General features: G+C 46.3%; 12 protein-coding genes. 4 read left to right on the top strand and 8 right to left on the bottom strand.

The features are described 5' to 3' along the window. The 5 genes from AC1DCV_RS04230 to AC1DCV_RS04210 all read right to left on the bottom strand — a co-directional run bounded on the left by AC1DCV_RS04230 (position 1) and on the right by AC1DCV_RS04210 (position 8527). Complete coding sequence (locus AC1DCV_RS04230) at positions 1-1635, bottom strand: hypothetical protein (RefSeq protein ID WP_477021990.1); 1635 nt, start codon at positions 1633-1635, stop codon at positions 1-3. A 69-nt stretch (positions 1636-1704) separates the two neighbouring features. Continuing rightward, positions 1705-3363 carry a hypothetical protein gene (locus tag AC1DCV_RS04225; protein WP_477021989.1) on the bottom strand — a complete coding sequence of 553 codons (1659 nt, stop codon included), beginning with the start codon at positions 3361-3363 and terminating at the stop codon, positions 1705-1707. Between the two features lie 37 nt (positions 3364-3400). Continuing rightward, positions 3401-4654, bottom strand: a complete 1254-nt coding sequence (locus AC1DCV_RS04220; protein ID WP_477021988.1) for a YeiH family protein — start codon at positions 4652-4654, stop codon at positions 3401-3403. A gap of 27 nt (positions 4655-4681) precedes the next feature. Then, the gene (locus AC1DCV_RS04215) at positions 4682-6100 is read right to left on the bottom strand and encodes a phytoene desaturase family protein (RefSeq protein ID WP_477021987.1); all 1419 of its coding nucleotides are present in this window, start codon (positions 6098-6100) and stop codon (positions 4682-4684) included. A 90-nt stretch (positions 6101-6190) separates the two neighbouring features. Next, positions 6191-8527 carry a GAF domain-containing protein gene (locus AC1DCV_RS04210; protein WP_477021986.1) on the bottom strand — a complete coding sequence of 779 codons (2337 nt, stop codon included), beginning with the start codon at positions 8525-8527 and terminating at the stop codon, positions 6191-6193. A 146-nt stretch (positions 8528-8673) separates the two neighbouring features. On the opposite strand from AC1DCV_RS04210, the gene AC1DCV_RS04205 reads away from it, so the two are divergent. Continuing rightward, positions 8674-9246: a DUF1579 domain-containing protein gene (locus AC1DCV_RS04205; RefSeq protein ID WP_477021985.1), complete on the top strand. Its 573-nt coding sequence runs from the start codon at positions 8674-8676 to the stop codon at positions 9244-9246. Between the two features lie 51 nt (positions 9247-9297). On the opposite strand, the gene AC1DCV_RS04200 is transcribed toward AC1DCV_RS04205, so the two are convergent. Beyond that, positions 9298-10263: a helix-turn-helix transcriptional regulator gene (locus AC1DCV_RS04200; RefSeq protein WP_477021984.1), complete on the bottom strand. Its 966-nt coding sequence runs from the start codon at positions 10261-10263 to the stop codon at positions 9298-9300. Positions 10264-10363: 100 nt separating this feature from the next. On the opposite strand from AC1DCV_RS04200, the gene AC1DCV_RS04195 reads away from it, so the two are divergent. Continuing rightward, complete coding sequence (locus tag AC1DCV_RS04195) at positions 10364-12019, top strand: FAD-dependent monooxygenase (RefSeq protein ID WP_477021983.1); 1656 nt, start codon at positions 10364-10366, stop codon at positions 12017-12019. A 201-nt stretch (positions 12020-12220) separates the two neighbouring features. Here AC1DCV_RS04195 and AC1DCV_RS04190 read toward each other — a convergent pair whose 3' ends face one another. After that, the gene (locus AC1DCV_RS04190; protein ID WP_477021982.1) at positions 12221-13099 is read right to left on the bottom strand and encodes a carbohydrate kinase family protein; all 879 of its coding nucleotides are present in this window, start codon (positions 13097-13099) and stop codon (positions 12221-12223) included. Between the two features lie 116 nt (positions 13100-13215). Between AC1DCV_RS04190 and AC1DCV_RS04185 the strand changes: the two genes are divergently transcribed. Together AC1DCV_RS04185 and AC1DCV_RS04180 are read left to right on the top strand one after the other, a co-directional pair. After that, positions 13216-13899, top strand: coding sequence for a VIT1/CCC1 transporter family protein (locus AC1DCV_RS04185; protein ID WP_477021981.1), 684 nt, complete (start codon positions 13216-13218; stop codon positions 13897-13899). Between the two features lie 57 nt (positions 13900-13956). After that, positions 13957-17754, top strand: coding sequence for a hypothetical protein (locus AC1DCV_RS04180; protein WP_477021980.1), 3798 nt, complete (start codon positions 13957-13959; stop codon positions 17752-17754). Between the two features lie 14 nt (positions 17755-17768). On the opposite strand, the gene AC1DCV_RS04175 is transcribed toward AC1DCV_RS04180, so the two are convergent. Continuing rightward, on the bottom strand, positions 17769-19967 hold the full coding sequence (locus AC1DCV_RS04175) for a S41 family peptidase (protein ID WP_477021979.1): 2199 nt from the start codon (positions 19965-19967) through the stop codon (positions 17769-17771). Positions 19968-20017: the final 50 nt, after the last annotated feature.

Below are 20017 nucleotides of genomic sequence, written 5' to 3'. Positions count from 1 at the left end.
TTATTCACCTAAATACAGGTCTACCCCCTCCGCATTGTTGTCGAGGAGGTTCACAAATAGATTAGTGCCATCGGTACCAATCTCCACAGGAATATACCTGTTAGAGTGCTGCCAGTATGTAGAATCCAGCACAAATGATAATGCACCATCCCGTAAAAAGGTGTTGGCATTTTTGTAATTCTCCGCGAAATAGCCCTTGGCACGATAGATCACATCCGACGTGTCAGGTTCCTTTACCATCGTCCAATGTTGCCCTGCGTAAAAGTAAACCCGATTGGCAGTTAACTGCAGCGGCAGGAAGGTGCTGTCGTGTGGTAATATATAGCAGGAATAAAAAGAATCAGGCGTTTGTAACAAGGCTACCATCGCTACTTCCAGCCGATTAAAAATACGCAGACTTTGTTTATGCAATGGATCGGTAAAGTCGCCGGTATTGATTGCACTGCTGTCTGCGGGTGGTTTCGGCATTTGTGCCGGAACCGTATAGGCAGCGCCCTTCAACGAGGTCATAAACCCGGGACCATACACATCATCACCGGTATGGGGTGAAACAGGTACTGTATCATACACCGTGACGGCCATGCTTTTCCGGGATAACGTATATTCCAGTTGCGCTATCAGTAACTTCATCTGCGTTGCGGTACGGGATTTGGTGAAAAATCCTTCTACGTTAACAGCATGTATTCCTCCGCTTTTTTTATTCTTATTGAATTTGTTTGTTATACTCACCGCAAGTGTCAATACAACAGCCGTGCCCATCAAAATCAGGAAGAACCTCACCCAACGCCGCAAGATGGGATTTAATGAGTCTCCTATCAAGGTTTCTATCGGATGCCTGTTCAACTTTGCCTTCCGGTAATCCAGCAATTCTTTTTTGCGGACCTGCACCCTTTCCTGCACATAATCGGTGGTATGTAGCTGCTCCACTAACTCCAACACTTGCTGCCCCCGCTTAAAGTCCTTCATATAAACAGCCAGTGCCAGGTTAATCATACTGATGCCATAGTCACTTCTCCATTTATTAAATTCTTCCGGTAAAGTATTCAGTTGCCTGATAACCGTGGGATTAGCGAAGCGTACCAGGTACTTCCAGATATATGCCCCGCCATTATTTAATTCATCAACAACGGCTTTCAATTCGTTATCCATCACTGTCAGATAACGCAGCACCCGTTGGTAACTGACCGTGGTATATGCACCATCCAGTAGCAACGGACCGGCGAACAGGTATTCCATTGTGCGCACATCCTGATTTTTCAGGCTATTCAGTATCGCTACTGTAAACAATGGCTCATAGTAAGGCGCAATAAAAAACAGGAACGATGGGTCTTTATACAACACATGATCCGCTATCCTTCCTTTCATTTCTCCTGTTTCCAGGAAATGTAATAATGCCGGATCTGCCGCTATTTGCTGATGATAGATGAGTTCATGGGAAGATTGCAACTGATCGAAAAATTGCAGCAGGTCATTTTTACTGAATAATTGTCCATTCGCTTTTAGCAACTTATCATCTGAGAGTTCTACTTCTGCCAGCATTTTTTTCCGGAGAAGGGATAACGCAGCACTGTCCCGCAAATCTACGGGACCACCATTCATTTTCGTCAGGAAAGTCAGGGGGTTCAGGTATTTCATCTGGCAGCAAAATAAGGAAAAAGAAGTAAAACTTTGGTAGATGTTACCATCCACAGCTGCCCGGAAAATCTATTCTCCTATCTTCATATCTACCCCATTGGTATTATCCGATAGTTGTTTCAAATGAAGTACCTGCTCAGCAGAAGCTGATACTTCCATTGGGATATAGCGGTTAGATGTTTTCCAGTAGGTGGTATCCAGGATAAGCCGGACCGCAGATTTCCGTAAAAAAATATCGTGGTTAAACCCCGGTAACATAAAAAACCCTTTCACGGTATATGAAGGTACATATTCCATAGCCCAGTAGCCGAGCCAATCCGGGTTCCATAAAAGCCCCACATAAAAATATACCTTGCTGAGCGATAATGGTAAAGGGATAAATGCACTATCGCGGGGAGCTATATAACAAGAGTAAAAAGAATCGGGTGTTTGAATCAGCGTAATCAATTGCGCATCCTGCCGGTTAAAAACACGCAGACTCTGTCGGTGCAGTGAATCCTCCCAGCTGCCATCTTCCCGCATCCGTGGCAAACTCCTGTTATATCGTGGCTGAACAAATTGAGCACCAACATTCCCTTGTTTTCTGATAGCCTCCATAAATGCAGGGCCATACAAGTCGTCACCGGTAGCAGGAGGGGCAATCGCAGGATGCTTTTGAATACTTTCTACCGGATCACGGGGCGTTATTGCCAACTGAGACAACAAGTATTGCATAGTCCAGTAAGTGCGGGAACCGGAAAAAGTGCTTTCTTCCACTACAGGAGTAAACAGCTCCTGGTGTGTTTCCTTTCTCCCATAGTAATTACCCAGCATAATTACCAGTACTATAAAAATGCTGCACCCTATTTGTATAAGGCGATCGTTTGTCAATCCTCTTTGAGCTAACAGCTTGCCCAGCCATGTAGTGGGTTCTTTCCGGAAAAAAACAGACCGAAAAGCAGCCTGCTCTTCTTTTACATACCGGATATATTTTTCTACATTTTCCTGCACATAGGAAACACTTTTCAGCTGCTGCAGCGTGCCTAATATCTCCAATGCTTCTTCCTTATAATGGTTGGTATTCAGTACCAACGCAAAGTTGATGAGGAGAATCCCGTAATCACTTCTTTGCATATGAAAGGCATCCGGCAGGGCATTCAATAATTGTAGCTGCGTAGCTCCGACGTAAATATCCACTTGTTCCCATCTTCCCCTCGAATCTTTTGCCAATGCTGCCCGCACCTCTTCTACCCTTGCATATTGTCCCTTCAACAAACGGAATACTTTATCGTAACACCGCTTCATCGCTTCGCCATCCAGTAGTACCGGGTTATTAAACAAATATTGCAATGTTACTACCTGCTGTTGCAGTAAGCTGTTCAGTACCGCTGTAGTAAACAACGGCTCATAAAAAGGCGCTATAAAAGACAGGAATGATTTGTCTTTGTATAGCGCCTTATCTGCAAACAGTCCTGTGATAATACCTGTTGCCAGGAATTCGGATAAAACAGGATCTGATTTTATTTCCTGATGAAAATGTAACTCTTTTGTATTTTGTAAGCTATCGAAAAAAAGCAGCAGGTCATTTTTGCTACACCATTCTCCGTTGATCTGTAATCCCTTATCAGCTGTAAGTTCCAGCTCTGCCAGTATTTTTTTCCGGAGAAGTGACACAGCAGCAGTATCTGCTGAGTCGATGGCAGCACCATTCATTTTTTCCAGGAAGGCAAGGGGATTACGGTATTTCATATGCCGGCAAAATACTAAAAAAAGTAATTCGTCCGGTTTATGAAAATAACAGGTAAGCCAGCACCAGCGTCACCACTACGTTAAACGACTGGGCTATCAGGAACGCATATACGGGCTTCCTGCTTTCCGTACCAATCAGGTCTTTGAAATTCGTTTCCAGTCCTATGCTGGTGAAAGCCAGTGCAAACCACAGCCCCTGTAAACTTTTCAAGGGCGCTTTCAGCGGTGCAATGGCTGCCGGAGAAATGAAAAAAGAAAATATCAGCGAAGCGAGAATAAATCCAATCACAAATTTCGGAAACCGCTCCCAGATCACTTTTAAAGTGGGTTTGGTATTGGCATCACCGGCATTGGGATGTTTGGTATAGGTCCAGTATACGGAGATGGCAAATGCCGCTACCCCTAATAGCACATTCTGTGAAAACTTTACTATGGTGCTGATCTTCAGGGCGGTTTCGCCTACCAGCGATCCGGAGGCCACTACCGCTCCGGTGGTGTCGATACTCCCTCCCAGCCAGGCGCCCGTTACGGCTTCCGGGAAGTTAAAGTAGTGCGCAATCATCGGCATAAAAATCATCATCGGGATAGCTGTAATCAGTACCAGGGAAATTACCAGCGACAGCTTTTTTGCATCTCCCTTAATGGCACCGGAAGTAGCTATGGCGGCAGATACCCCGCAAATGGATACCGCACTGGATAGCATCATGGTGAGTTCATTATCTATCTTCAGGCGTTTACATACCCAGTAGGAAAAATACCATACAGACAGCACCACTACCAATGCCTGGATAAGGCCCAGGGCACCGGCTTTCAGCACATCCGAAAAAATGATGGTAGTACCCAGTAACACCAGTCCTATTTTCACAAAAAATTCAGAGGTCAGTGCTTCACGGAACCAGGTGGGGAGTTTAAAAAGGTTACCTATCAATAAGCCTATAATGAGACTGAAAATAACCGCTTCCAGGCCATATCCGTTCAGTGTGGCATTACCAGCGATGATGAGGGCCAGGGTAGTCAGTATAAAAACTACCGGGAATACCAGCAGCGTATTTTTCAGTGATTTCCCGGTCAGAAAAGATCCCAACAGGGCGATGCCGATTACATAAATAAACTGTGCACCGATCTTTAGTAAGTTGGCGCCGGCTAATACTTTACCGGTAAGATCTGCGCTGCTACTCCATTTGTATTCCGGGATAGCTACCACCACACCGGCCATTGAAAGAAGAATGATCAGGAAACCAAGCGTAACAATGGCCCAGTCTTCCTGTAAATAAGACTTTACTGTAGGCATATAGATTCATTAATGATAGTGACTACTCTAAAAAATATCTCTCAGCACGGCGTTGGCAGCATGATAACCACACATGCCATGTACGCCACCACCCGGAGGCGTGGCAGAGGAACAGATATAAATCCCTTTGGCAGATGTCCGGTAAGGAGATATACGCATAGCAGGACGGGTATACAACTGCCGGATATCAATAATACCACCATTGATATCGCCACCTACATAATTCGGATTATAGACTTCCATCTGCTGTGCATTCATGGTATGTTTGGCCAGGATCAGATCACGGAAACCAGGCGCAAAACGTTCTATCTGGTTTTCTATAATCGTGGTCATATCTACTTCAGATCCATTGGGTACGTGGCAATAGGCCCAGGCGGTATGTTTACCTGCCGGCGCTCTTTCGTCAAACAGGCTTTGCTGTGTTAACAGCACAAACGGAGCCGCATTGTGCTGTCCGTCATAAGCCCGTTGCTCCGACAGTGCAATTTCCTCAAAGGTGCCACCCAGATGTACCGTAGCCGCTTGCCGGCATTCCACTGCGGTAAAAGGAATGGGGCCACTTAATGCCCAATCCACCTTAAATACACCGGGACCATACCGGTAGCGTGATAGCTGTCGCTTATAATGCGGAGAAAACCGATCTCCTGCAATCGTCAGTAATTGCTTAGGGGTGAGATCAAACACCACCGCGTGATGCGAGGGCAGGCGAGACAGCGAACTAACGTGCACGCCTGTCTGAATTTCGCCTCCCAGCGAAATAAAATACTGCGCCAGGGCATTCCCGATGGCTTGTGAGCCTCCTTTGGGAACAGGCCATCCATGACGGTGGCCTACAGCCGATAATATAATACCAATCGCTGCAGAAGCGGTATTGGTGAGCGGTTGAATCGAGTGGGCCGCCATGCCTGCCCACAAGCCTCTTGCGGCGGTAGTGGAAAATCTTTTTGCAATCGCGGCAGCAGAACGCAGGCCATTCAACCCAAAGCGTGCCATGATCAATGGGTGCCGTGGAAAAGAAAATGGTCCCAGGCTATCTTCTGCTACCGCTTCCCAATGATCCGCCACCGGCTTTATCAGCCGGCGGTACGCGTCTGCATCCACACCCAGTGCCTGGGCGGTATCATCCAGCGAACGCGCCAGGATAGCTGCGGTGCCATTATCAAACGGATGTGCTGCCGCCAGCGGCGAATGCACAAATTCCAGCCCGAAGTCCGCCAAAGGCAACTTGGAAAAAAAGGGAGAACCTACTGCCATAGGATGTACTGCCGAACATACATCATGATAAAAGCCCGGTAGGGTAAGCTGCTCCGTACGCATACCACCACCAATTGTGTCTTTTGCCTCCAACAGTAATACAGATACCCCCGCCTGTTGCAACCTGATGGCGGCAGACAAGCCGTTGGGCCCCGATCCTACTATGATTACATCGAAATCTTTCTTATCCATGAGCTAAACTTACTACCGTTGGTCGACGCATTAATAGTCTACAAATTTAGTATACTATTAACGGGAATGCAAATAATTTTTAAAATAAGTTTATTTCTCCGGAGGCAGCGTGATTCCCATCCGGATGGCCTGTAAACCAGTCAGCCCCTGCAAATCTTCCAGTTCCAGTTCTTCCATCTCTGGCAACAACACCCCGGTATCCTGTAAATAACGGATAAAAGGCAGGTAATCTTCCACATCTTTCCGGTCAGAATAAATCAATGCGATTTTGTCAGGCTGGGTTAACCGCTCTTCGGTATTCCGGATATGTACTTTATCAATCCGTTTCTTAATCATCTGGTAACGGATGTTATAAGCACCTTCTACATCAAATTTCCGTTCATCTGCCCGGAAGCTGATATCTATCGGGTGGTTATGCACAAAGATGAGCTGTGTGGTATGCAGTTCCCTGGGCATCTGTGATAATAACCCATGGGTGAGTCCAGCTATGGTAACCATGGAAGAAAGCTGCCATAAACGGAGATTCTTCAAATGGAAATGACTAAAGGGTTTATCCGGCGAAATAGATTGTCCTATATAGATATCATATTCCACCCCGTCCGTTCTGAATTTCTCAAAATAGCAGGGATAGGATTCCTGCAATTTATTCTTCTCTGATTCAAAATACTGGTTAACGGTACCGTTGATCAGCTGCATAGATGCTTCCAGCGCGGCTTTGTTCACCTCACCGGCCAGGCTTTGCAGACAGGATTCAATTGCCTCCGCCGTTTTGGGAAACTGTATAGCGATGTGACGTAAATATTCCACGGCCTCCACTTCCAGGAATCTGTTCAGTTCATTTTCATCAGAAGGACTCAGTTGTTCCTGTAAAATTGCCTGTTGCCATTGCTGGCAACGATAAATCATCTGTTTCAACAGGTCATTTTGCTGGTACTGCTGCAGACTATCCAGCGTCGCGGCCAGAATACTCAGGTGACTGTCCAGATCAGCGATAATAGCTTTATTTCTTTCTACCGTAGAATTCCTGATATCGATGGCACCATACAAGGGATATACCTGTTCAAACAGGATATTCTGAATGGTCACCGGCAGTTTCTTCTTCGTGTTATAGAGATAGTGCCACGCAGCTTCATTAAATTTCCATTGTACCGCCGGTTGTATGGACGTGAATTTTTCTTTGATCACATTTTCTATCTCCAGGTTAAACTCTTCTATATAAATCTGCAATAGCTGTGCAATGGGGCTAATGGCGGGTTCCAGCAGAGCGAGTGTTTTATCGTCAAAGGTATCTTCGCCCCAGGTATGCACGGCCATAATACCTACCAGCTCGTGTGCATAAAAAATGGGCATCAGTCCCAGCGACTTCACCCCCTGTTTACGGAAATGCTCAAGGAAGGCATATTCTTTCTGGGTTACCAGGAAAATATCAGCAGAAAAAAAGAAGATGGGTTTACTGGCGAATGCTTTCGCCTGGCGACCAAATTCTTCCGGCGTCAGCCGGTCTTCGCCCCATACTTCAAACAGGATGCCGGTACCGCCTTTTTCGAAACTATACACCGGTACATCGTTTACCCGCAGGAAAGGAAACAGGTCAAATTCTATCTTACTGTTACGGACCAACGATTTGAGTGATTGTATCACCTCGTTGAAACTTTTTTCGGCAACTAACGCCGTACGGGAAAGTCTTACTTTCTGAATATTTTCTACCGCCTTCTGTGCAGTGACATCTGTTACTGTGATCACAAAAAATCCGCGGAAACGGAACAACTCCAGCGGCAGCATTTCTTCCAGTATTTCAAATCCGCCACCTTCACTCAGATGTGTATAAAGCTGCCCCATATCTATTTCCGGCAAGGGGCCTTTGGCAGTTACTTCTACAAAATCGGTATTGAAGTTCACCGCATAATACTGCAGTAAACCCGTGCTCTTATTGATTCCCGCGTGGTATTGTTCTCTTTTAACAGGTACAAAAAAATTATAGAGTCGCTGCAGAAGGAAAGAGTACAGCAACTGTAAACGATCCAGGTGATAGTCTGCCGGCTTACGGCTTACCTCATAGTCAGTATTCTCTCCTCTTTGTCCCAGCAGGGCATATAATTGATCCGTGCCATAAAAGGTAATAGGCTTAAACGGAAAGCTGAGCCCCCAGGCCAGGGTTTCTTCTGATCTCATGGCGGGAGAAAGACAAGCGTACACGTATTCCAGCTGTTTAACATAGCCGGGGGTATCTTCTACGGCAATATCCCGGTGACCAATATCTGATGCTTCAAATTCTTCGAGCGTTGCAGCGTACAATCGGGCTTTCACGGTTTGTTCTTCACTGATCCTTCTTTTAAGCCAGGTGATAAACGGTTCAAAGGAAATGGCTGCATCAATAGCCAGTGGCTGTGCCCTATTTCCCGACACATCCAGTATGGTTGTTTGCATAAAATGGGATTATTCTTTCGTTACCAAAGGTATGTAATTTGGGAGGTGTAACACACAACGCATGGCCCGCTAATATAAATAACTTAACTTGTTATCCTGTAATTCTACTTCACCCCGATTATAACATTTCTAAACAACTACGCATCATGAAAGCAATCTACCTGTTAACGGCTGCGTTATGCCTGTTAATTACCTCCAACACTTATGCACAGCAGGACTCTGCTGCTATGATGAAAGCCTGGATGGACTATATGACACCAGGGCCTGTTCACCAGAAAATGGCCATGGGCGATGGTGAATGGACCGCCGATATGACCATGTGGGAAAAACCGGACGCCCCTCCTACCAAAACGACTGGTGGCTGCGTCAACAAAATGATCCTGGGTGGCCGCTATTGTGAAAGCCGTTATACCGCCAATATGATGGGAATGCCTTTTGAAGGCATTGGTACCCTGGCGTACGACAATCAGCGGAAAGTGTTTATCGACACCTGGATTGACAATATGGGCACTGGTATCACCATAATGGAAGGTACCTGGGACGATGCCACTCATTCCATGGAATTAAAAGGCAAAGTTGTTGATCCTATGAGTGGAAAAGACTGCTGGCTACGGCAGGTGACCACCTGGAAGGATAAAGATCATCAGCTCATGGAAATGTACCGTACGCAGAATGGTAAAGAAGTGAAAGAAATGGAGATCGCGCTGACGCGGAAATAAAGTATTTTTTCCTGCTCGGGATTAGTCCCGTCCTGAGCAGGAAAATTGGTATTAACGCAGCAGGCTACCCGGCGTAATACCAAACTGCTTCTTAAAAGCCCGCTGAAAATGTTGCGGATGGCTATAACCCAGCTGGTAAGCTATTTCAGAAATATTATGTTGCCCTTCACGGATCATTTGCTGTGCACGTGTTAACCTCGTTTCGTGTATAAAACCATATACGGTTGTATTAAATAATTCCCGGAATCCTTTCTTTAATTTGAACTCATTCAACTGGCATAACTTCGATAATTCAGCCAGGGAAGGTGGCTGCTCCAGCCGCTGTTGCAGCAATACTTTTGCAGCATGCAGTTTATCGATGTCGGCAGTGGGAATAGTGGTTCCTTTTTTGGCGGGTGCCTGCAACAGTGATTCACATTGCAGGGAGAGCAGGTCCAGTATTTTTGATTCGAGATATAACTTCTTTAAGCCATCCGGATCCGGGTATTCCCAGATGGTATCAAAGATATACTTCATTTTTGCAGTGAGCATGGGCGTGGGAGATTCCAGCAAAAAAGGTTGCCCGGCGTATATTTTCTCCGAATATTTTTCCAGTTCCGGTACATATGCACTCAGCAACTCGGACATTTTCTCAGGCCAGATATGCACACCGAATGTGCGATAATTGCCATATCCCACCAACTGGTTTTCCTCCAGCGTACCCGGGTTGAACAACAGGTTATGCGATCCCCGGGCACATAGTTTCCGTCCGGAAAATCCTTCCATGGTCTGATAGATATCTCCTTCCACCATGAAATTCATTTCCACAAATGGCTTACTGTTAAAATGTTTCCAGGACGGCGTAAGGCAGTCGGTATGCAAACGACTGTCAACAATCCCTATATTATTTACCAGGGCAATGGTTACCGTGCCTGCTTTATTTTCGAATGGCAACGCCAGTTGCTGCACCACGCCCCTGTCAGGTGAAAAAATCTGTTCATATGTGGCGGGGGCAGGAGGTAATGTGTGCGCTTCCATACCGGTGTAGTTTAATTTTCACTGATGGTACAAAGTTATCCGTTATATGCCATCTGCCTGGTCAATAAAAGGCCAATTTTATCAAAAATAACAGATGGCTATGTCAAACAAAATTAGTGAGAATAACGAACAAACACCGGTATTAATTGCGGGCGGCGGATTAACGGGGCTATCGGCCGCATTGTTCCTGTTGCAACAGGGTATACGGCCCCTGCTGATAGAGAAGCGCCCTACCACCTCCGTACATCCGCGTTCCCGGGGCTTCGATGTGCGTACCATGGAACTGTTCCGGGAATTGCAGCTGGATGGGGTCATCCGCGAAGCGGGCAAAGCACTGGCCGCGGCCTGGGGCATTTATACCGGCGATAGCTTACCCGATATCCTCAGCCAGGTAGGCGCTGCCTACAATAAAGTAAAGCATCCCATAGAACTCCCCGGCCTGGAAAAAATAGCGGCACTCAGCCCCGTTGCCGGCGCCCGCTGCACCCAGGACCTGGCTGAACCCCTTTTACAGCAGGCAGCCATCGACAGAGGCGCAGATGTTCGCTTTCATACGGAACTATTGTCGTTCACTCAAACCGATGATCATGTAATTGCGTATATCCGTAACCGTGATACCGGTATCAATGAAACCATTATCTGCCGGTATATGATTGCAGCAGATGGTGGCAGCAGCCCCATTCGCCGGGAATTATGTGTTGAAACCACCGGCCCCGGTCCACTTGGCAACCTGTTGAATATCTATTTTGAAGCCCCGCTGGGAGAAGCCGTACGTGATCGCGAATTCAGCATCGGTATCATCAAAAAAACCGGCATTACCGGTATGTTCACCGCCATCAACAATAACGACAAATGGGTGATGCACCTCCATTATGATCCACAGCAGGATAAACCGGAAGATTATACTACCGAAAGACTGGAAAGCATTATCCGTGAGGTGATCAATATGCCGGAAATACCCGTACGCATTATTAGCATGATGCCCTGGAAGCCCACCGCGAATATAGTCACCAACATGCAACATGGCCGCATCTTCATTGCCGGTGATGCCGCCCACCAAATGACACCATATGGCGGCAAAGGCGCTGCCTCCGGCATACAGGACGTGCATAACCTGGCCTGGAAACTGGCGCTGGTACTACAACACAAGGCACACCCTTCTTTACTGGGCACCTATTCCCCGGAAAGACAACCGGTAGGCTTACGAAACGCCCTGCTCTCCGCTGAAATGGCTGATGAAAAAGGATTAGTCGATCCCGGCACCCTGATGAAACAATTTACTAATGTCACCGAGGCAGAAGCTTTAACAGGGATGATTCACCGGCTGGGCCTACCCGATTATTGCTATACTTCCACCGCTATAGCAGGCAAACCCCTCATTACATCACCAGATACTATAAAAACCGAAGGACAACCCGGCACCCGCGTACCACATCAATGGCTCACGGAAAATAACATGCGTGTCTCCACGCTCGACCTGGCCGTCACCCATTTTGCCCTGGTAACAGCGGATGCATCACAAGCCTGGAAAGACACCGCAGCAAAATTGGAAACCCTGTTTCGTATTCCCGTCCCCGTGAAAGTGATCACGGACGAACAATGGTTAACCGCCGCCCACCTGGAAGCCGGAATGGCACTGCTGATCAGACCGGATGGATTTATTGCCTGGCATTCCGCAGATCCGTCTTACACACTGGAGCAGGCGCTCAGAAGAATATTGGGCGTAAAAACACGGGAAGCCGTAATAGAAAAATAAAACTGCGATTTTTTGTCTTTATCCAGGATTATACTGATTTAGATGATTTCCGGATTTTGTTTTTACAGGATTAAAAAAGATTAGAGAAGATATAAGCGGATAATGTTTGATTATATCTTCTCTAATCTCTTAATCTTTATAATCAGAAAATAAAAATCCGGAAAATCAGTATAATCCTGGACAAAGGCAAAAAAATCGCTCCTATCTAACCGCTATCTGCTCCGGCGCATAATCCGGACACCCGCCCGCATAGGATGCCACCAGCGCGCCCAGCGCATTTGCAAAGCGTAAACACTCCCTCGCAGGCCGCTGCCTGGTGAAGCTATGCAGAAAGCCCGCCAGAAAAGCATCACCGCTACCAATGGTATCCACTACTTTTACCGTAATACCCGGCTCTACATAGCAGGTATCGTTCATAAACAGCAACGCCCCTTCGCCTCCCATGGTGACCACAATGGTAGGAATATTAAATTGCGCAGACAATGCACGCACTGCCTGTTCTTTATCTTCAAACGGATGATACCAGCCACTGATCAGCTCCAGTTCCGCTAAGTTCAGTTTCAGTATATTACATTGCTGCAGCAGCCACTCCACATGTGCACGGGTATAATGAGGTTCCCGCAGGTTAATGTCCAGCACTTTTACCAGATCGTGCTGCAGCGCCTGTTCCAGCGTATGCCGGGTTACCGCGTCCCGGGAACAAAGACTCCCGAACACCAGGTAGCGGGTACCGGCTTGTTTTAGCAGCGCAGCCAGTGCCGGTTCCCATTGGATAAAGTCCCACGCTGCCGGATATACGATGTCATAATGTACCTCGCTGGGATTGGTCATGTCTGCATATACCTTTCCTGTTTCCTGTTTTTCATCTACCTGCACAAAAGCAGTATTGAGTCCAAAACCATGCAACATATCCAGCAATCCCTGTCCCCGCCGATCCTTTCCTATCCGCGATACCAGTGATACCGTTTCTCCCAGTTTCTGCAGGTGATACGCAACATTCATCACAGCACCACCGGGCAATTCCTTCTCTGGCAGGATGTCCCATAACATTTCACCAAAACATACTATTTCGTTTGCCATAATTTTCCAACTTTGATTAGCAGTGATGATCAACTGCGCTTACCTTTACAATCCATACAAAGTACGATAAAGCACTTATATTTATATCATTAACACCCCCTATAAACCCGGAAAAAATGCACCAGGAAGAACATTTAAAAAGCTCGGACTTTATCACTGACATGGTCATCGGCATGAGCGACGGATTAACAGTACCGTTTGCACTGGCAGCAGGACTCAGCGGCGCGGTGAGCAGCAACAACATTATTCTTACGGCAGGCATTGCTGAAATAGTAGCCGGCTGCATTGCCATGGGCCTGGGTGGCTACCTTGCCGGCAAAACAGAACTGGAGCACTACGAAAGCGAATTAAAAAGAGAATATGCAGAAGTTGAAACGGTGCCTGAAAAAGAGATGGAAGAAGTAAAAGAGGTATTTGCAGAATATGGATTAAGTGCGGAGGCACAGCAGATCATCGCAACGGAACTGTCTAAAGACAAAACCAAGTGGGTTAACTTCATGATGAAGTTTGAGCTGGGACTGGAAGCCCCTAATCCCAACAGGGCCAGACAGAGCGCCCTTACCATTGGTGCATCCTATTTTGTGGGGGGCTTGCTGCCTTTATCGGCTTACCTTTTCACGGATACGCCTCAACGCGGATTGATCGGATCTACGGCACTCACTATTATCTGCTTATTTGTATTTGGTTATTTCAAAAGCAAAGTAACTGGTCAGCCGCCTGTACAGGGCGCGTTGAAGGTCACCATGATCGGGATACTGGCTGCTGCTGCGGCCTTCGGCATTGCCAGATTGGTCGCTTAATTTTAAACAGAAGCGCCGGAGATATGTTAGCAAAAGGTAAATCCGTTAATCAAATTCATGAAACTAAATCCCAGGTATAAAAAATGGTTCAAAATATTGCTGATTCTACTCATAGCGAGGATAGTCATCGGCGGTTTGCTCTATTACCTGGTGCAGCATAAGTTTGTAAAAATTGTTCAATACATCGTTAACAAAGAGTCCGGCGGCACTTACCAGTTTGATGCGGATGATATCAATTTCTCTCTGTGGGAAAAAAATATCGTGGTACATGGCGCCCGGCTCACCGGAAAAGATACCGTACACGTCAACGCTCACTACGATGTAAAAATACCCCGGATCTATTTATCTATACAGTCCTGGCGCGCCCTGATCCTGCATAAAAAACTGTTGGTAGACAGTCTTTCTGTGATCAGCCCATCCCTCTTCGTTCATGAGCACGTGGCACCCGGCCCGCGGCAGGAAACCTTTCAACTGTCTTCTATCGTGGAACACCTGGAACAAACTTTACAATATGTAAACGCGCGCATCGTACATCTGCAGGAAGGAGCTCTTGTATACAGCAAAGTAAATGGACCACCGCCGTTACGCGTGGATCACTTTAATTTCTCTATCCTTAATTTTTCCAAAGTCACCAACGCCGACAACCATATTTTAGGGTCTGAAGATGTGGACTTCTCCTTCGATCAACAGCACTGGATATTACCCGATGGCAGGAATACCATCAGTTTTAAACGCCTCCATTTCTCCGGAAAAAAACAAGTCTTTGAACTGGACTCCTGTACCATTTTCAGCGCGGCTACAGCCAACAAAGGCGAGATGTCGCTGCAGGCAGATAAATTCTATTTCAATGCCCATCACCTGCCCGCTATTTATATGCGGCAGGAACTGCTGATCGACACCCTGGTGTGTATACGACCGGTACTGAAGCTTCCCGGCAGAAAGGCCACCGTCAAAGATAAACAGGTAGTGCTGGACAGTCTGCCCAATACACTGTTCAAAAAAATGAACTTCAAATATATTGCGGTAAAAGACGGGGAACTGTTACTCAAAGGAAATGTATCTACCGGTACCACTCAAAAAACAAACCTGCGGATTTACAATCTCACAATTGCACACGATACTACGCCCGGCATTACTACCGACAGCATTGCTCTCAACTTAAATAAAATAAAGTTCTACTCGCTGGACAGCATGTTCCAGTTGAGTGTAGACGAATTTATACTGCAACGAAATGATGTTATTTTCAACAATGTGGAATACGGACCTACGCCGCAAAACCACTCCGGTAAAGGGCTAACCTTTACCGGACCCTCCCTGCGACTGAATAATGTGAGCCTGGAAGACCTGCTGAGAAAGCACCTCAAAGCCAGTGATGCGGAGTTGTACTCCCCCCGCATTTCGTTCCTGACAAAAGGAAAAAAAGGCGTTAAAGGGAAACCACCGATAGACAGCACCGCCATTAAGATGCCGGCGTTTTATCAAACCCTGCACGGCCTGAGTGAACTGATCATGGTGAATACTTTCCGTATCACAGATGGTAATGTAAACTTCAGGTCCACTGGAAAATCACCGCTAACGCTGCAGTTAAAGAGTGTAAACACAGATATCCTGTTACATAATTTCTTTCTGAGTGATTCTTTGGTAGATATAAAACATGCCATGCCCAATCTGCATATCCGGGAAATGAGCGTAGCTTCCGACAAAGTAAATATCACCGTGAACAATTATGCTTTTGACGGCACCCACCGGCATAATAAAGCAGATAAACTACTGGTAACACTCTCGAATGGCAGCCGCATTGCCGGTACCGCTCTTTACTGGGAAGTATTTGACTGGGATGTATTTCAGCAGTCAAAGGATATACAGGTAGACGTGTTACGCTTCGCCGCCTTAAATATACAATTACACAATACAACAGCAGCCAAACACAATCCTCCTAAAGATTTGCCGGTAATACGCATTGCCCGTCTGGATATTGGCAGTCTGCAATTCAGTAGCAATGGACCTGTCCTGCAAAGCAGTTTCACCGCTAATAAAATAGCTTTCCGGGATCTGCGCACCAACCAACGGTTCATTACCTGGGGAGCGGCAACCGGGCAGTTTTACAACATTCATCATCACAGCCAAAAAATGGAGCTGGACATGGCGGCTGTTTCACTTAACAGCAACAGCGCTACTACGTTTACAAATACTCATGCCACCCTGCATAACGAACACGGATATACTAAAATAGTACTGCCCTCCCTGAGCGTACAAACAGGCATCCACAGCACAGATTTCAGTCGCGTGATGGTACAGTCTCTCACCGCCGATCATCCGCAGATAGATATATTCAGCAATGGAAAAGGAAGCCAAAAACAAAGTACCGCTACCCCACTGCAGGCCAGCATTGCGCAACTTAATGTCAACGATGCGGAATTACATTACACGAAAGTGAATGGAAAAGATAGCAACACGCTACATACGAATATCCAACTGGCAGCCACTAAACTCGCCCTGCATACCGGTAGTGAGCAATTATTGCATTACGATCATATACAACTGGAAGCAACACCATTGCAATTCCATAGCACAGGCACCGCTCTTTCCATTCCGAGGCTGTCGCTGCAACTAACAAAAGGACTACTCAGCAAAGACAAGTCAACTCAGATGAGTCTCCATTCCAGGCTGGCGCTGAAATGGCAGGATGTACAGCTGGCACTGCATCATGGAGATACCATGGAGCTGACAGTGAATAAGCTATCGGGCATGTTCAATGATGCGGCTTTCACGTTCCGGCAGAAGCATAAAATGGCCTGGCAGTCATTTGTTGCCAACACCACCATTAGTGAAGGTGGTATGTTTTACCGGAACAAACAACTACATGCACAGGCCGGCAGCATTAAAATGGATCCAACCGACCGTACTTTATCTGTTAATGATTTCAGCGTAACACCCAATCTCTCTGCTGAAGAAACCTTCCGTATGGCGCGCTGGCAGCGGGATTATATCACTGTAAAAGGAGATGTGCTACAACTGAGTGGCATCGCCAATAACCTGCTGCCGGGAGACACCACGCTGCATATCCGGAGGATTACTGCTACCAATACGTTGTTGACAACGGCCAGGGATAAACGAATTCCTTTTGAACATGGCATAGAAAAATTCATGCCCACCAAATTAATCAACACCTTACCATGGGCGCTGCAGGTAGATTCTATCGTATTGCAGCAGGCCGCCGTTACAGTGAATGAGTCTTCTAAATCCACCAACAAGTGGTCGGCCGTACCCATTACAGATATCAATGCGCTGATCACGCACTTTGGCAATGTACATCCTAACGGCGACAGTCTAAGGGTGCAGGCCAGCGGCAAATTACTGGGCAGCCCTATTCATTACTTTTCGTATAACGAGTCGTACAGTGATTCCCTTTCCGGATTTTACGCACAGAGTTATCTGGCACCAATGGACCTGAAAAGATTCAACGAGGTATCCATTCCTATGGCCGCTGTGAAAGTAAGACGGGGCTATGCTGATACCATCTATTCTAATTGGTCCGGGAATAAATATGCTACACTGGGCAATATGAATTTCTATTATCGTAACCTGAATGTACAGGTACTGAATAAAAAGGACTCCACCCGGCAAGGTTTTATGGCTAACCTGAAAACTTTGCTGGCAAATGCTTTCCTTAGAAATACCAATCACCGGCCTACGCGGATGTTTTTTATACGCGACCGGGAAAAGTTTATTTTTAACTATTGGGTAAAAGCAGAAACTTCCGGCATCGTAACAGCCGTAGGTGTTAAAAAAGACCGGAAGTACCTGAAGAAGTATAATAAGGTGGCTAAGAAATATTCCTTGCCGAAACGATAGCGCGAAAGAAGATGCTACTCCCTGATCAGCGACAATGCTTTTTCCAGCAACTCATCCCTGTTTTCACGTATACCCTTCACCGTGGGTTCCATTGCAATGTCCGGTATGATGCCTACACGCTGCGTTTCCCTGCCATCGGGATAATACACGCCTAAGCCTGTGATAATAGTTTCTACTCCTCCGGGCAATTTGATGTAGGAAACATTACCATCTGCACCGGCGGTAGTGCTACCCAGCACCACCGCTTTAGGGGCCAGCCGCAGCGCCATCGTCACAAATTCCGCATTACTTTGTGTGCTGGCATTTACCAGTATAATCACTTTTCCTTTATAATAGTCTTTATTCTTATGTCCCGCTTTCGAATCAAATGTATTCACAAATACGCCCGGATACTCAATACTGGGTTCGGTGAATTTTACAAATGATTGCGGTTCAGGCAATACATATTCTGCGAGGGAACTCAGCATATCATCTGAAGGATAACAACGCAAATCGATCACCATCCCACGGGTTGCTGCAAAAGCTGCGATGACACTATCCATCTGGTTATTTTTGAAAAGTCCCGGGTAAATATACCCTACATCATTACTGATCAGTTTCCAGGAGCTGGCCGGACGATCAGGAAGCACCGTAGCCTGTACAGAAGGAAGTGTTGTAATCATCGTGGTATGAAGACTTCCGTCCCTGTCATATTCCAGTTGCAATATGCTATCCTTTGTTCTGAAAATCGAACGTTCTAATCTGTTTAGTTGCGTAGCGTAATTGGAAGCAGGCGTTATCGGCAAAAGTTGTTTTATCATGTCTGCTACTGGTTTCCCGTTTACTGCAGTAATCACATCTCCGTTGCGCAGGTCACCTGCACCGGCACCTGTTTTTATGATGATGAGTTTGTTTTCTACAAACTTCACCAACACTGGCAGGTTTTTCATTTTATTGGGATTGCGGATAAACAGATTAGGGCCGAAAAAACCAGCATGAGAATCATGTATATCTGAAATCAGCCGCAGCATGGCAGTTTGATAATCTTCTACATCGGTTGCCGCAACAAAGGAAGGAAGATATTCCCCCAGTTTATTATTCCATCCTTCGGTGATCAGGTATTTATAAGGGTAGAAATATTGAATCATGTTCCAATAGCGGAATAATGCCAGCAGGCGGAATCCTGCATCCGGGTACAGCATGTCGCCATAGCTGCGTTCATGCTTAAATTCCGCGTTCCCTGTGGATTCTGTGCCAATGTAATAATGCTCATCGCTTCTGTTAAAGTCTGCTATGTTCTTCAACACCACTGTTAAAGCGACACCCAGCTCTTTTTCATCCGCTATCCATGCCAGGTCTGCGGGCATTTTTATTTTATCCTTAGCAATAGGGGCGGTTTTATTTCGATTAGCCGGCACGGGCAATTTATCGACCCAAGCGAGCAGGATATTATTTCGTTCGGCCTTACTATGGCAATTTAATATCGCTGGCAAAATCCGGAACAATTCATAATCCCAGTTATAATTGCCGGCGGCTACTGCAGGATGATAATATTTCAGGAAGCCCCACATTTTTCCCAATACCTCCATATGCTGCAGTTGTTCGGGACTAAGAGATGCCATCTGAATACCGGAGCCTTTATCAAAAGCGGTATCACTATCTGCTTTGTATACCGCTGCTGGTGGAGCATCTTTCAACGGTTTGCCATCTACCAGTACTTCGAGGTCATCGGCCCACAGTTTGCCGGTGCCATTGCTGACCGCACCTACATATATAGTTCTGGCGTCTTTCCTTAATGGTAGCGTGATGCTGTACTTCTTCCAGTCGGCAGTGCCACGGATATGCTCGCGTTTCATATCATTGAATTCCAGTATTCTCCCTTTTCCATCTATCCTCATAAAAAGCCCTACTTCTCCATTCTCCACCTGTTCCATTTTCAGATAGCCATTCAATGTCACGGAACTACCGGCAAAGTCCACCGGGATGGCAATAGCACCAACGCCAAAATCACTCTTTTGTTTATCTCCCACGGAGGTGATACGCAACGACCGGTGCCCACTGTGATAGATGGAATCATCTATAGATACCTGATATCCGGTCCCCCACTTCATCCAACCATTTGGTAAACCGGCGTAAGCTGCTTTGCCTTCAAAACTTCCGTCAAAATCAAGACGCGTTTGTGCGATAACAGTAATAGAAAAAAACAGGAACAGGATTAACAATAATGGGCGCATAACAAAAAAGCGTTTTTTAAATTTGTCTTTCAACCTTAAATTAGTGGGTA

Source organism: Chitinophaga sp. 10T418 (assembly GCF_056394125.1).
This window is presented reverse-complemented; position numbering and strand designations above follow the sequence as displayed.